11 protein-coding genes are annotated in these 14,430 nt (G+C 68.2%); 8 read left to right on the top strand and 3 right to left on the bottom strand.

Going from position 1 to position 14,430, the window contains the following annotated elements; genetic code table 11:
* Window positions 1-49: 49 nt before the first annotated feature.
* The 3 genes from rfbA (at window position 50) to HF886_RS10170 (ending at window position 2,481) form a co-directional block, all read left to right on the top strand.
* Complete coding sequence (gene rfbA, locus HF886_RS10160) at window positions 50-925, top strand: glucose-1-phosphate thymidylyltransferase RfbA (RefSeq protein ID WP_169620762.1); 876 nt, start codon at window positions 50-52, stop codon at window positions 923-925.
* A gap of 3 nt (window positions 926-928) precedes the next feature.
* Entirely contained in the window at window positions 929-1,510 is a 582-nt protein-coding gene (gene rfbC / locus HF886_RS10165; protein ID WP_169652227.1) for a dTDP-4-dehydrorhamnose 3,5-epimerase, read from the top strand.
* Window positions 1,511-1,605: 95 nt separating this feature from the next.
* Window positions 1,606-2,481, top strand: coding sequence for a type IV toxin-antitoxin system AbiEi family antitoxin domain-containing protein (locus HF886_RS10170; protein ID WP_169652228.1), 876 nt, complete (start codon window positions 1,606-1,608; stop codon window positions 2,479-2,481).
* 49 nt (window positions 2,482-2,530) lie between these two features.
* On the opposite strand, the gene HF886_RS10175 is transcribed toward HF886_RS10170, so the two are convergent.
* The gene (locus tag HF886_RS10175; RefSeq protein WP_277351034.1) at window positions 2,531-3,085 is read right to left on the bottom strand and encodes a GtrA family protein; all 555 of its coding nucleotides are present in this window, start codon (window positions 3,083-3,085) and stop codon (window positions 2,531-2,533) included.
* Between HF886_RS10175 and HF886_RS10180 the strand changes: the two genes are divergently transcribed.
* From HF886_RS10180 to HF886_RS10195, 4 genes are all read left to right on the top strand, one after another.
* Entirely contained in the window at window positions 3,084-3,461 is a 378-nt protein-coding gene (locus tag HF886_RS10180) for a VOC family protein (protein ID WP_169652229.1), read from the top strand. The two genes, HF886_RS10175 and HF886_RS10180, sit on opposite strands and share 2 nt — an antisense overlap.
* A gap of 47 nt (window positions 3,462-3,508) precedes the next feature.
* Entirely contained in the window at window positions 3,509-4,933 is a 1,425-nt protein-coding gene (locus HF886_RS10185) for an FAD-binding oxidoreductase (RefSeq protein WP_169652230.1), read from the top strand.
* Window positions 4,933-5,694, top strand: coding sequence for a decaprenylphospho-beta-D-erythro-pentofuranosid-2-ulose 2-reductase (locus tag HF886_RS10190; RefSeq protein WP_169620767.1), 762 nt, complete (start codon window positions 4,933-4,935; stop codon window positions 5,692-5,694). Before HF886_RS10185 ends, HF886_RS10190 begins: the two co-directional genes overlap by 1 nt.
* A 145-nt stretch (window positions 5,695-5,839) precedes the next feature.
* The gene (locus HF886_RS10195; protein ID WP_169652346.1) at window positions 5,840-7,720 is read left to right on the top strand and encodes an arabinofuranosyltransferase; all 1,881 of its coding nucleotides are present in this window, start codon (window positions 5,840-5,842) and stop codon (window positions 7,718-7,720) included.
* Here HF886_RS10195 and HF886_RS10200 read toward each other — a convergent pair.
* Both HF886_RS10200 and HF886_RS10205 read right to left on the bottom strand, forming a co-directional pair.
* Window positions 7,698-8,126, bottom strand: a complete 429-nt coding sequence (locus HF886_RS10200) for a DoxX family protein (protein ID WP_169652231.1) — start codon at window positions 8,124-8,126, stop codon at window positions 7,698-7,700. The two genes, HF886_RS10195 and HF886_RS10200, sit on opposite strands and share 23 nt — an antisense overlap.
* A gap of 80 nt (window positions 8,127-8,206) precedes the next feature.
* Entirely contained in the window at window positions 8,207-10,984 is a 2,778-nt protein-coding gene (locus HF886_RS10205) for an FAD-binding and (Fe-S)-binding domain-containing protein (protein ID WP_169652232.1), read from the bottom strand.
* Between the two features lie 121 nt (window positions 10,985-11,105).
* Between HF886_RS10205 and HF886_RS10210 the strand changes: the two genes are divergently transcribed.
* Window positions 11,106-14,393: an arabinosyltransferase domain-containing protein gene (locus HF886_RS10210; protein ID WP_169652233.1), complete on the top strand. Its 3,288-nt coding sequence runs from the start codon at window positions 11,106-11,108 to the stop codon at window positions 14,391-14,393.
* Window positions 14,394-14,430 lie beyond the last annotated feature (37 nt).

Here is a 14,430-nt window from a genome sequence, read left to right on the forward strand (position 1 = left end):
CCTACCGACATCTGCCTGGCATCTCCGCGGACGTGGAACACTTGCCCGCATGCGCGGAATCATCCTGGCCGGTGGGACCGGTTCGCGACTGCATCCCATCACCTTGGGCATCAGCAAGCAGCTCACGCCCGTCTACGACAAGCCGATGATCTACTACCCCCTCTCGACGCTGATGCTGGCGGGCATCCGGGAGATCCTCGTCATCACCACTCCACACGACCTCGACCAGTTCCGGCGACTGCTCGGCGACGGGTCGCGGTTCGGGATCGAGCTGACCTACGCCGTGCAGGAACACCCGGACGGTCTGGCACAGGCCTTCGTGCTCGGTGCCGATCACATCGGTACCGAATCGGTGGCATTGGTCCTGGGGGACAACATTTTCTACGGCCCCGGCCTGGGCAGCCAGCTCATCCGGTTCGCCGACATCGACGGAGGCGCGGTGTTCGCCTACCGGGTGTCCGATCCCTCCGCCTACGGGGTGATCGAGTTCGATTCCGCGGGTCGCGCGCTGTCGCTCGAGGAGAAACCCGTCGACCCGAAGTCGCCGTACGCGGTGCCGGGACTGTACTTCTACGACAACGACGTCGTCGAGATCGCGCGCGGGCTGAGACCGTCCGCGCGCGGGGAATACGAGATCACCGACGTCAACCGCACGTATCTCGAGGCCGGGAAGTTGCAGGTCGAGGTGCTGCCGCGCGGTACGGCGTGGCTCGACACCGGCACGTTCGATTCGCTGCTCGACGCGTCGAACTACGTTCGCACGATCGAACAACGGCAGGGTCTGAAGATCGGCGCTCCCGAAGAAGTGGCGTGGCGGCGCGGATTCGTCACCGACGACGAATTACGTGCCCTGGCCGAGCCCTTGGCGAAATCCGGGTACGGGAGATATCTGATCGACCTGCTGGAACGAGGAAGGGATTTCTAGGGGATGCAGTATCGCGAACTGAAGATCGCCGGGGCGTGGGAAATCACGCCGGCCACATTCGGTGACGAACGGGGACTGTTCCTCGAATGGTTCAAGCAATCCACCTTCCGTGAGGCGACCGGGCGGTCGCTGGAGTTGGCGCAGGCGAACTGCTCGGTCTCGGCGGCCGGGGTGTTGAGGGGTATCCACTACGCGGATGTGCCACCGGGACAAGCGAAGTACGTCACGTGCGTGTCGGGTTCGGTGCTCGATGTCGTGGTGGACCTGCGTGTCGGGTCGCCGACATTCGGGCAGTGGGATTCGGTACTGCTCGACACGACCGACCGTCGGGCGATCTTCCTGTCCGAGGGATTGGGACACGGTTTTCTTGCCCTGGAAGACAACTCGACCGTGGTGTACCTGTGCTCGACGCCCTACACCCCGGAGCGGGAGCACGAGGTGCATCCACTCGACCCGGAGATCGGTATCGACTGGCCGGCCGTGGGCAGGGACGGCGCCCCGCTCGAGTACGAATTGTCGGCCAAGGACCGCGCCGCCCCCACCCTTGCCGACGCGCAGTCTGCCGGCCTGCTCCCCGAGTTCTGAAAACCTGGGTGGGACAGTGCCCGCTGGCCGGGCACTGTCCCACCAAAGACGGGGAGTACGGGAACCTCCCACCGGCACGCCGCGTCGAACGAGACATGAACCGCACAGAGATCCACGCCGTCATGGCCCAGCAGGACGGAGTGATCACCCGCACCCAGGCACTCCGATGCGGCATGAGTTCGACGTCGGTGAGCCGGACCGTCGGGACCGGTGAATGGCTCACCCTCGTACCCGGCGTCTACCTGCGTTCCGACCGCGAGCGCACCGCGGGCGTCGAACTGCGTGCGGCGGTGTACGGAGCCGGGGCCGAGGCGGTCGCGTGGGGTCCGAGCGCCGCGTGGTGGCACGGACTGCTCGATCGCCCACCGGCCCGTCACTACGTGACCGTTCCCCACCACCGGATACGGTCGTGCACGCGATCGACCCGCGTGCGACGACGGGACCTGCACTGGAAGGACACCGTGGTGGTCCGGAGCCTGCCGGTGACGGCGTTGCCGCTCACCGTGCTCGAAGCCGCAACCGAGATGCCGAGTGGGTCGGTGCTCATGGATCGCGCGTTGCAGCGGCACACGTCGCTCGACGTTCTCCAGCGGGTCCACCGCAGAAACTCCGGGCGGCACGGCGCCCGCGCCGCGTCACGCCTGCTGTGCTCGGCAGGCGACGGCGGGCATTCGGAAGCCGAGCGCATCCTGCATCGGCTCCTGCGCGACGCGGGTCTGACGGGCTGGCGCGCGCACGCGTGGAGCTGCGGGTTCGAGATCGACGTGGTCTTCGAGGCGGGCCGGGTGGCAGTCGAAGTGGACGGGTGGGCATGGCACCGCGACGCGCATCGTCAACGCCGGGATGCCGAGCGGCAGAACGTTCTGGTCAATGCCGGGTGGCATGTCCTTCGGTTCACCTGGCACACGCTGGTCGAGGACCCGGACGGGGTTATCCGGCAGATACAGGCGGCCCTGGACCGCCGCCGCTGAAAAGCTTGGTCGGAAAGTGCCCGCTCAGCGGGCAACATCTCACCCGAGTTCACCGGATGCGGAAGATCACCAGCCGCTGCACCACGAAGTTGATGACGGTCGCGGTGCCCTGCGCGACGACGAACGCGAACGGCGTGACCCACCACTGGTCGCCCAGCGAGTCGTTGAGCACCCCGTTGATGCCGACCTGCGCGGCGAACGTCACGGCGTACAGCGCCACGACGGCGGCGAAGCGCACCTTGCTCGGTTCGGCCTTGAACGTCCACCTGCGGTTGATGAGGTACGCGGTGGTGGTGCCGGCGACGAACGACAGCGCCTTCGCGCCGTCGCGAGTGACACCGAGCGCCATGAGCAGCACGTAGAGGCCGTAGTCGACGATCGCCGACAGACCGCCGGTCAGCACGAACCGCACGAGTTGCGTCTTGAGACCCAGCGCATCGTCGGCCGTGGAATCGGTCAGCGGCAGTTCCGGAGCGAGCGGCGCGTGATGTTCCGGCAACGGCTGCACGTGGTCATGGAATTCGGGCACGCAGACGAGGGTAACGCCCCGGACCGAAGCGACTGTTGACCTCGAGTCCGGTCGAGGTTGCACCCTCGGATACATGAGCATCGCGCTGAACCACACCATCGTCCACGCGACCGACCCGAAGGGATCTGCCGTCCTCCTCTCGGAGATCCTCGGTGTCGCATCGCCGACCCCATACGGACCGTTCTTCGTTGTGCAGGTGGACAACGACGTCTCCCTGGACTTCATGGCCGACGCACACCCCGTCCGATCGCAGCACTACGCCTTCCTTGTCGGGGAACAGGAGTTCGACGAGATCCTCGGCCGCATCCGGGCACGCGACCTGGAGTATTGGGCCGATCCCGTGCATCGACGCAGCAGGGAGATCAACACCCGCGACGGGGGTCGCGGCGTCTACTGGGCGGATCCCGACGGCCACAACCTGGAGATCCTCACAAAGCCGTATGGGGGGTAACCCTGCTCTTGCAGTGCCGTGCGGTCACGCGGGTAGCCTTTGTCCTGATGTCCACGACAGCTGCAGAGCAGGCGAGTGAGCCTCTCCCCACCCAGACCCGCACCCTGACCGGCTGGGGGCGCACCGCGCCGACCACCGCAGAGGTGCTCACCACACCCGATGTCGAACTGATCGCGCAGGCAGTCGCGCGAGTCGCAGAAGACAACGAGTCCAAGCCGGCGCATCTGCGCCGTGGCGTCATCGCGCGCGGTCTCGGCCGCTCGTACGGCGACCCGGCCCAGAACGCGGGCGGGCTCGTCATCGACATGACGGCACTGAACAAGATCCACAGCATCGACCGCGATTCGAGGCGTGTCGTGGTGGACGGCGGTGTCGACCTCGACCAGCTGATGCGGGCGGCTCTGCCGTTCGGTCTGTGGGTGCCGGTCCTGCCGGGAACGCGCCAGGTCACCGTCGGTGGCGCCATCGGCTCCGACATCCACGGCAAGAACCACCACAGCGCGGGCAGCTTCGGCAACCATGTGCGCTCCCTCGAGCTGCTCACCGCCGACGGGCAGATCCGCACCTGCACGCCCACCGGCCGCAACTCCAAGTTGTTCTGGGCGACCGTCGGAGGCATGGGTCTGACCGGCATCATCCTTCGCGCGACCATCGAGATGACGCCAACCGAGACGGCGTACTTCATCGCCGACAGTGCGCGCACCGAGAGCCTCGACGAGACCATCGCGCTGCACAGCGACGGTTCGGAGGAGAATTACGACTACTCGAGCGCGTGGTTCGACGCGATCTCCGCGCCGCCCAAGCTCGGGCGCGCCGCGGTGTCGCGCGGTTCCCTCGCCACGCTCGACCAGTTGCCGAAGAAGTTGCAGAAGGATCCGCTGCGCTTCTCCGGGTCGACGCTGCTGACGTTCCCCGACGTCTTCCCGAACGGTCTGGCGAACAAGTTCGACTTCTCGATCGTCGGCGAGCTGTACTACCGCAAGACCAAGAACGCGACCGGCCAGATCCAGAATCTGACGCAGTTCTACCATCCGCTCGACCTGTTCGGTGAGTGGAACCGGGCGTACGGATCCAAGGGGTTCCTGCAGTACCAGTTCGTGGTGCCGCCCGAGGCCGTCGAGGAGTTCAAGAAGATCATCCGCGACATCCAGAAGTCGGGGCACTACTCGTTCCTCAACGTGTTCAAGCTGTTCGGTGAGGGCAACAAGGCGCCGCTGAGCTTCCCCATGAAGGGGTGGAACGTCTGCGTGGACTTCCCGATCAAGGACGGCCTCAACGAGTTCGTTCGCGAACTCGACAAGCGGGTCCTCGAATTCGGCGGCCGCCTCTACACCGCGAAGGATTCGCGCACGTCTGCCGAGACGTTCCACGCGATGTACCCGCGCATCGACGAGTGGCTCAAGGTGCGCCGCTCGGTCGACCCCACCAATGTCTTCGCTTCCGATATGTCCAGAAGGTTGGAACTGCACTGATGATCAACGCCGTGGGTAACCCCCAGACCCTGCTGCTGCTCGGTGGCACCTCCGAGATCGGCCTGGCGATCGTCGAGGAGTACCTGCGCAAGGCTCCCGCCCGCGTGATCCTCGCGGCGCTGCCCGGCGACTCCCGCCGCGAAGACGCCGTGAGCCAGGCGAAGGCCGCCGGTGCCACATCGGTCGAGCTCATCGACTTCGATGCGCTCGACACCGCCGGCCATCCCGCGGTCATCGACCGGGCATGGAGTGGCGGCGACGTCGACGTGGCGATCGTCGCGTTCGGCCTTGACGCGGACGCCGAGACGCTCTGGCAGGACCAGCGCAAAGCCGTGCAGGTCGTGGGTGTCAACTACACCGCCGCCGTCTCGGTGGGCGTGCTGATCGGCCAGAAGATGAAGGCACAGGGCTTCGGGCGCATCATCGCGATGTCGTCGGTGGCCGGTGAACGCGTCAAGCGTGCGAACTTCGTCTACGGCTCCACGAAGGCCGGACTCGACGGCTTCTACCTCGGCCTCGGCGAAGCGCTGGCGAAGTTCGGGCCCCGCGTCACGGTGGTGCGTCCCGGTCAGGTGCGCACCCAGTTCAGCGCCCACGTCGACGAGGCACCGCTGACCGTGAACAAGGAGGACGTCGCGAAGCTCGCGGTCGCCGCGTCCGACAAGGGCAAGGAGATCGTCTGGGCACCGGGCACCTTCCGGTTCGTGATGATGGTGCTACGTCACGTCCCGCGCGCGATCTTCCGCAAGCTGCCGATGTAGGAGTCGCAGGAGAGCCCGGCAGCCTGCACCCGTCCGGTATGTCCGCGCGCGTTCACTAAGCTCGGCAATCGTGACCGACGCGCCCGTGAGCTCCCCCGCCCTTCCCGTCGCTCCGTTCCGTCGGATCGCGGCCACCGCAGGCGCCATGGTCGCCGCGGTGGTCGTGGCGGTGCTCGTGTCGTCCGTCGGGTTGTTCGCCTTCGGCCGGGTGCAGTGGCCGGCGTTCAACTCGTCGAACGTCACCCAGGCGGTGACGACCGTCATGCAGGTCGCGGCTCTGGCAGCACTGGGCTTGTCGATCTTCCTGCTGCGTCGCCGCAAGTTCGTGAGGGGCGCGCGGGTCCTGTCCTGGGCGGCACTGTCCGGCCTGGTCACCGCCACGCTCGGCATGCCGCTCGCCGCGACCCGCCTCTATCTGCACGGCATCTCCGTCGACCAGGAGTTCCGCACCGAGTTCCTGACGCGCCTGACCGACAGTCCGGCCCTGCGCGACATGACGTACGCAGACCTGCCGCCGTTCTACCCCGCGGGGTGGTTCTGGATCGGTGGACGGGTGGCGAACGTTCTGGGCATGGACGGCTGGGAGGCGTTCAAGCCGTACGCGATCGCGTCGATCGCCGTCGCGGCGGTGCTCGCTCTGGTCCTGTGGTCCGAACTCGTCCGCTCCGACCTGGCCGTGCTCGCCGCGACGGCCGCGACCGCCATCGTGCTGGCCTACGGATCTCCGGAGCCGTACGGCGCGGTGATCGCGCTGCTGCTCCCGCCCGCTCTCGTGCTCGCGTGGGGTGCCCTGTCGCCGGTACGCGGCCCCGGCGACGACGGACGCCGCGGACACGGCCGGCAGGGGTGGGGCGCGGCCGTCGGAACAGGCGTGTTCCTCGGTGTCGCCGCCACGTTCTACACGCTCTATCTGGGGCTCGCGGCGTTCGCGGTGACGGTGATGGCGGTCGCCGCCGCAATCCTGGCGCGCCGCTCCGGAGGGTCGTGGCGAGCCGCCCTCCCCGTGTTGACGAAGTTCGCCGCGATCGCCGCCATCGCGATGCTGATCGCGTTGATCGTGTGGGCACCGTTCCTCGCCGAGGTCCTCGGCGGCAACTCCCCGTCCGGTTCGGGCACCGCGACGCACTATCTGCCCGAGGCCGGCGCGCGCCTGCCGCTGCCGATGTTCCACGCCTCCCTGGTCGGGTTGCTGTGCCTGCTCGGCACCGTGTGGCTGATCGGCAGAGCCACGTCGTCGCGTCGGGCGCAGGCCCTCGGGCTCGGTGTGGTCGCCGTCTACCTCTGGTACCTCGCGTCGATGGCGTTCACCGTCCTGGGCAACACCTTGCTGGCGTTCCGGCTCGAGGTGATCCTGCTGGTGCTTCTCGGAGCCGCGGGTGCGTTCGCGTTCGTCGACTTCTCCCGCTGGATCAGCTTGGCCACCAGCGACAATCCGCGGGTACGCACGGTCCTGGTCGCGGTGGGCGCACTGGGTGCATTGGCCTTCGCGCAGAACATCCCGCAGGTACTGACCAACGAGATCAACCTCGCCTACAGCGACACCGACGGCAACGGCGAGCGTGCCGAACAACGACCGCCGGGCGCGGCGTCCTACTTCGGGGAGGTCGACGACGTGCTCACCTCCCAGCTCGGGCCGGAACGCAGCGACTGGGTCGTTCTCACCGCCGACACCTCGTTCCTTGCCTACTACCCGTATTTCGGCTTCCAGGCTTTGACGTCGCACTACGCGAATCCGTTGGCGGACTTCGCGGCTCGCGCCGCCGCGATCGAGAGCTGGGCCGAACTCGGGTCCGCCGACGAACTGATCGCTGCGTGGGACGAGTTGCCGTGGCGAGCCCCCGACGCCATCGTGTTCCGGCAGAGCGCCGAGGGCTACACACTGCGCCTGGCCGAGGACGTGTATCCGAACGACCCGAACGTGCGTCGCTACACGGTGACCTTCCCCGAGGAACTGTTCGACGACCCGCGCTTCGCGGTCACCGAGGTCGGTCCGTTCGTGGTGGTCACGCGCGCCGCAGGGGCATAACGGCCCGGACGCCGGCGTCGCGCAGGTACAGGCCTCCCCAGACGAAGATCCCGGCGTAGATCGGGAACAGGGTCGTGCTGAGGATCGGCTGTTCGGTGAGCATGTTGGTCGCGACCGCGCCGCCGAGGTACCCGGTGATCAGCACTGCCCCGAGGATCGACGTGACCGGTACGACGTACAGCACCAGGCTCACGAGTAGAACGGCCCCGATGACCCTGTTCAGGCTCGGGTCGAAGCCGAGATCGGCCATTGCGTCCTGCACCTGCGACGTGTTCATCAGATGGATGACCGAGTCGAAGAGCAGGAAAAGCACTACCAGTGCGGTGACGACCAGCCCGGCGATGCGAGCGGGCTTCGACACAACGGCGTAGTCGGTGCGCTGAACTGATTGCGAGGTGGTGGTCATGAGAGTCTCCCGGGATCGATGCGGTGTCACATATCGGTTGTGTCCCTACATCGACCCGCCCCGGGCCGGGAATTCATCGTTTACGGGAGACGCGACGCCAGAAGTTCCGCGAGATGTGTGCCGCGGCGTGAGGTGAGATCGCCGATCTGGGTGCGACACGAGTATCCGTCGGCGAGCACGACGGTGTCGGCCGACGCGGCCTCGACAGCCGGGAGAAGCTGAGCGCCCGCCACCGCGACGGAGACGTCGTAGTGCCCGCGTTCGACGCCGAAGTTCCCCGCGAGGCCGCAGCACCCACCGAGCCGCTGCACCTGCGCGCCTGCGGTCCGCAGCAGTGCGGCGTCGGCGCCCCACCCCATGACAGCGTGGTGGTGACAGTGCGGCTGGGCGACGACCGTGGTGCCGTCGAGTGACGGCGGCGTCCAGTCCCCGAGGAATTCGGCGAGCGTGGAGGTACTGTCGGCGACGATCCGGGCCGGTTCGGAGCCGAGCATCTCGACCGCATCCGAGCGCAACACCGCGGTGCACGACGGTTCGATCCCGACGATCGGCGTTCCGATACGAAACAACTCGGAAATGGTGCGTCCCAATATTTTTCGAGCAGTTCCGAGCTGACCGGTGGTGATCCACGTCAAGGCGCAGCACTGCTGCTCCTCGGTGATCAGCACGCGGTGCCCGGCAGCTTCGAGTACCCGCACCGCGGCCACGCCGACTTCGGGGGTGAAGTACTCGGTGAAGGTGTCGACGAACAGCACCACCGGGCGCCCGCTCCGGGACCGCTGCGCAGCGGTGTCGGCGAACCAGCGACGAAACGTGCGGGGCGCGAAGGCGGGGACGGTGCGGCGCCGGTCCATGCCCGCGAGCGTGAGTCCCGTTGCGGCGACTCCCGGTATCCGCGTGAGGTTGTTGACCAGCCGGGGTGCGCGGGATGCGAGGGCCGCCCAGCGCGGTAGCCGGCCGAGACTGTAGTGCGCGACAGGACGGAGCCTGCCCCGGTAGGTCTGATGCAGCACTTCGGATTTCCACGTGGCCATGTCCACGCCGGTGGGGCAGTCCGACAGACAGCCCTTGCACGACAAGCACAGATCGAGAGCGTCGTGCACTTCCTTCGACCGCCACGAGTCGGTGACGAGCGTGCCGTTGAGCATCTCCTGCAGCGCCCTGGCCCGTCCGCGGGTGGAATCCTTCTCCTCGCGGGTTGCCTGGTAGGACGGGCACATCACGCCGCCGACGGCGGTGGTGTCGGCGCGGCACTTGCCGACACCGGTACAGCGGTGGACCGCCTGCGTGAAGTTCCCGCCGTCGTCCGAATACCGGAAACCCAAGTCGACGTCCACTTTTCGCGCGGCGGGCACTCGCAGATCGAGGTCGACGGGGCGCGGGTCGACGAGCACCCCGGGATTGAGGACGTTGTCGGGGTCGAACACCGACTTCACGGCGCCGAACAGTCGGATCGCAGCCGGGGAGTACATCAGTGGGAGCAGTTCGCTGCGGGCCCGGCCGTCACCGTGCTCGCCCGACATCGACCCGCCGTAGTCGGCGACGAGGCGGCCCGCCGCGAAGAGGAACTCACGGAACAGGCCGGGGACCTCGAGCGGCACATCGAGGCGGATGTGAATGCATCCGTCGGCGAAATGCCCGTAGGGATAGCCGGTGATGCCGTAACTGTCCGTCAGTTCCTGGAAGTCGCGCAGATAGCTCCCGATGCGCTCCGGCGGTACGGCGGCGTCCTCCCACCCCGCGTGCGCGGGCAGACCCTGCGGGCTCCGCGCGGACAACCCCGATCCGTCCTCCCGGATCCGCCACAGCGCGTCCGCCCGCACCTGATCGTCCACCTGCAGCGTGTCCACCGCCCCCGATGCCGTCGCCAGTCCCCGCGCGCGCTCACGGACCTCGTCGGGATCGTCGCCGGCCAACTCGACGAACAACCATGCGGCGCCGCGCGGCAACGGCGGCACCGCCTGCGGTCCACGACGGGAACGGACGACGTCGACGATCCGCGAGTCGAGTCCTTCGCACGCCGTAGGCCGGAAACACAGCAACGTGTGGGCCGCATTACCGGCAGCAACGATGTCCGGATACCCGAGCACCACCATCGTGCGTACGCGCGGATCCTCGACCAGGCGGAGCGTCGCCTCGGTGGTGATGCCGAGCGTGCCCTCGCTGCCGATCAGCAGGCCGCGCACGTCGAACCGGTTCTCGGGCAGCAGACATTCGAGCGCATAGCCCGACACCTGGCGGCCGAATCGGCCGAACTCGGTGCGGACCGTGGCGAGGTCACGGGCCACGATCTCGCGCAGAGGTTCGAGGATTCCGTCGGTGCCGGGCAGCGACAGCGGGTGCCCGCTTCCGGTGAGGACCTCGAGCGCCACCACATTGTCGGAGGTTCGGCCGTACCCGAGTGCGCGGGCACCACACGCGTTGTTGCCGATCATCCCGCCGACGGTGCAGCGGTTGTGGGTGGACGGATCGGGGCCGAACCGGAGTCCGTACGGCGCGGCGGCCCGTTGCACGTCGGTCTGCACGACACCCGGTTGCACGCGGGCCGTACGCGCGTCCGGATCGATCTCGAGCACCCGCCCGAGATGGCGGGAGAAATCGAGCACCACACCCGGCCCGACGGCGTTGCCCGCAAGCGATGTGCCGGCGCCGCGCGACGTGAGGGGCACGCCCTCCCGGCGGCACACGTCGAGAACGGCCGCAACCTCGTCGACCGATCGTGGACGGACCACGGCCTGAGGCGGCACGCGATACAGCGAGGCATCGGACGAATACATGGCGCGGGCGGCGGTGTCGTCACAGACCTCGGCGATCCCGGCCGCCCGCAGCGCGCGTCCGATCGGCGTCGCTGTGTCCATGGTGTCCGATGCTAGTGGGGGTCGGTGGCGCACCGGACGGGGTCGGAAGAACCCGCCACGCCGACCGCACCTACCGGTGTCGCGGCCACCACAGCGGCACCCTCGCATAGCATCGGGCCTTGTGCCTGCCGAAACCCGAGCGCCCGAAAACGCCCCTTCACCCGATCCGACGTCGCAGTTCCGCACCGCGCGCGTAGTCGCGATCGTGACGGGTCTGCTCGCTTTCGTCCTGGCGCTGAGTGTCCCGTTCCTCCCGGTCCGGCAGGAAGCGACCAGCCTCGCCTGGCCCCAGAACAACTCGCTCGACAACCTCGAGGCGCCGCTGGTCTCGTACACCCCGCTGTCGCTGCGCGTGAGTGTTCCGTGTTCGGCAGCAGAGTCGCTCGGGGAAGACGGCGGGACGCTCGTGTCGACCGTTCCCCCCGGCGCGCCCGACGCGACCGACACCGCGCTCGTCATCAGGGCCGTCCCGGGCACGGACGGCAACCCCGGTGCGATCGAAGCGGTGCTGCGCAACTCGGTGCTGGTGTCCACTCCGCTCGACACACCGTGCACCGCCGTCACGGTCGCATCGAATGCGGAACTGACCGCCGCCGAGGTCGTGGGCGCGGACCCGCGGCTCGCCGTCGAGGTGGAGGGCGATTCCCGGCCCCAGATGGTCGGCGTGTTCAGCGACCTGAACGGATCTGCCACGGCACTGACCTCCGGTGCGGACACCGAGAGGCTGTCGGTGCGCGCCGACCTCGACACCCGGTTCACGTCGACACCCACGCTGATCAAGTTGGCCGCGATGATCCTGTGCGTCCTCTCGACGGTGATTTCTCTCGTCGCGCTGCATCGCCTCGACAGCGTGGATCGGCGGCGGGCCCGCCGCTTCTTCCCCTCCCACTGGTGGCGATTCACGATCGCCGACGGCGTGGTCGTCGGGACACTGCTCCTGTGGCACGTCATCGGTGCCAACACCTCGGACGACGGTTACATCCTCAACATGGCCCGGGTATCGGGCGACGCCGGCTACATGTCGAACTATTTCCGGTGGTTCGGTGTCCCCGAAGCGCCCTTCGGGTGGTTCTACGACGTCCTGGTGCTGATGTCGCAGGTGTCGACGGCCAGTATGTGGATGCGGCTGCCCGCGCTCGTCGCGGCGATCCTGTGCTGGATGGTCATCAGCCGGGAAGTCATCCCCCGGCTCGGCACCGCGGTCCGGCACAGCCAGGTGGCGCTGTGGACCGCCGGACTGGTCTTCCTCGCGTTCTGGCTCCCGTACAACAACGGCCTGCGTCCCGAACCGATCATCGCGGTCGGCGCCCTGCTGACGTGGTGCTCCATCGAACGCGCGATCGCGACCGGCCGCATGCTCCCTGCCGCGATCGCGGTCCTCATCGCCGCATTCTCGCTCGCGGCCGGACCCACCGGCGTCATCTGCGTCGCGGCACTCATCGCGGGCGCCCGCCCCCTCGTGAAAGCCCTCGTGGCGCGCCGCCCCCTCGTGGGATGGGCGCCGCTCGCCCCGCTCCTCGCGTCGGGCACCGTCGTACTCGTCGTGGTGTTCGCCGATCAGACTCTCGCGTCGGTGCTCGAAGCCACCCGCGTGCGCTCCGCGGTCGGGCCGAACGTGCCCTGGTTCGACGAACGGCTGCGCTGGGACGCGCTGCTGACGGTGTCGCCGGACGGCTCGGTCGCCCGCCGATTCGGCGTGTTCGTGATGCTGCTGTGCCTGGTCGTGTGCGTCATGCTGATTCTCCGCAAGGGCCGCATCCCCGGGACCGCGATCGGACCCTCCCGGCGCATCCTCGGCATCGTCTTCGCGTCCCTGCTCCTCATGATGCTCACCCCGACCAAGTGGACGCATCACTTCGGTGTCTACGCCGGGCTCGCGGGATCGATCGCCGCGCTCGCCGCAGTCGGCGTCGGGGCGGTGGGCATCCGGTCCGCCCGCAACCGGGCCCTCTTCACCGCGGGCGTGCTGTTCGTCCTGGCGATGGCGTTCACCGGATCCAACGGCTGGTGGTACGTCTCGAGCTTCGGTGTTCCCTGGTGGGACAAGCCGCCGTCGATCTCCGGGTACGCGTTCTCCACCGCACTGCTCGGCCTCACCGTGGTCGCGCTGATCGTGGCCGCATGGTTCCACCTGCGTGAACCGTTCGTCGCGCCACGACCCGAACGCAACGGACGAATGAAGGCACTCGCCTCCGCGCCGCTCACTCTCGTGGCCGCGGGAGTGGTGCTGTTCGAGGTCCTGTCGTTGATCAAGGGCGCGGTGGCGCAGTATCCGGCGTACTCGATCGCGCAGTCCAATCTGTCCGCCCTGCGCGGCGACAGTTGCGCCCTGGCCAACGACGTTCTCGTCGAGTCCGACCCGAACGCGACGATGCTCTCGCCGCTCGACGGGTCGGTCGCCGACGCGCTCGGTGCCGGGACCTCGACCGGATTCACACCCGACGGTGTCGCCTTCGACCTCACCGCCGACGCCGAGACCTCCGCGACAGGCGGCGCGAACACCGTCGACTCCGAAGTCGGTGGCACCACCACCTCGACGGGTGCGGGTACCGGCGGTGGACGAACCGGCAACGAGGGCGTCAACGGCAGCACCGTCCGCCTGCCGTTCGGGCTCGACCCCGCGACCACGCCGATCCTGGGCAGTTACCGGACCGGGGTGCAGCAGGCCGCCGCGCTCGAGTCCGGCTGGTACGTCCTTCCCGAACGCACCGAGGACACCCCACTGCTCGTCGTCACGGCGGCCGGCCGAGTCCACTACGTCGACCCCGACGGCGTGATCACCCCCGGACAGGACGTGCAACTCGAGTTCGGCGCCACCTCGGGTGGCGAAGTGTCGCCGGTCGGCCGGGTCTCCCCCATCGACATCGGCCCGTCGCCGTCGTGGCGCAACCTGCGTGTGCCCACCGACGCCATCCCTGCCGACGCGGACGCCGTCCGGATCGTCGTCGACGACGGCAACCTGGCTCCGGACCAGTGGGTCGCGGTCACGCCGCCGCGCATGCCGCGCCTCGACACGCTGAACGAGGTCGTCGGTTCGCAGGCTCCGGTCCTCGTCGACTGGTCGGTGGGCTTGGCCTTCCCGTGCCAGCGGCCGTTCGGTCACCGCAACGGCATCGCCGAGGTCCCGGAGTTCCGCATCCTTCCCGACCGGGTGGGTGCCGATGCGACGAACGGCTGGCAGGACGACATCGGCGGCGGCCCCCTGGGCTGGATACCGCAGCTCCTGGCCGCCGAGACCATCCCCACCTACCTGAACCACGACTGGGATCGCGACTGGGGTTCGCTCGAGCGGTACCGCCCGATCGACCCCGACGCGACGGGTGCGGTGATCGACACCGAGGAGGTCACGCGGTCCGGTGTGTGGAATCCGGGACGTGTCCGTGACGGGGTGCCTGTCCTGCTGGAATGAGGGCGTGTGCCGTCACACGTGGGCTGCCGATACCATC

The organism is Rhodococcus sp. 105337, from assembly GCF_012844225.1.
Lineage (GTDB): Bacteria > Actinomycetota > Actinomycetes > Mycobacteriales > Mycobacteriaceae > Rhodococcus.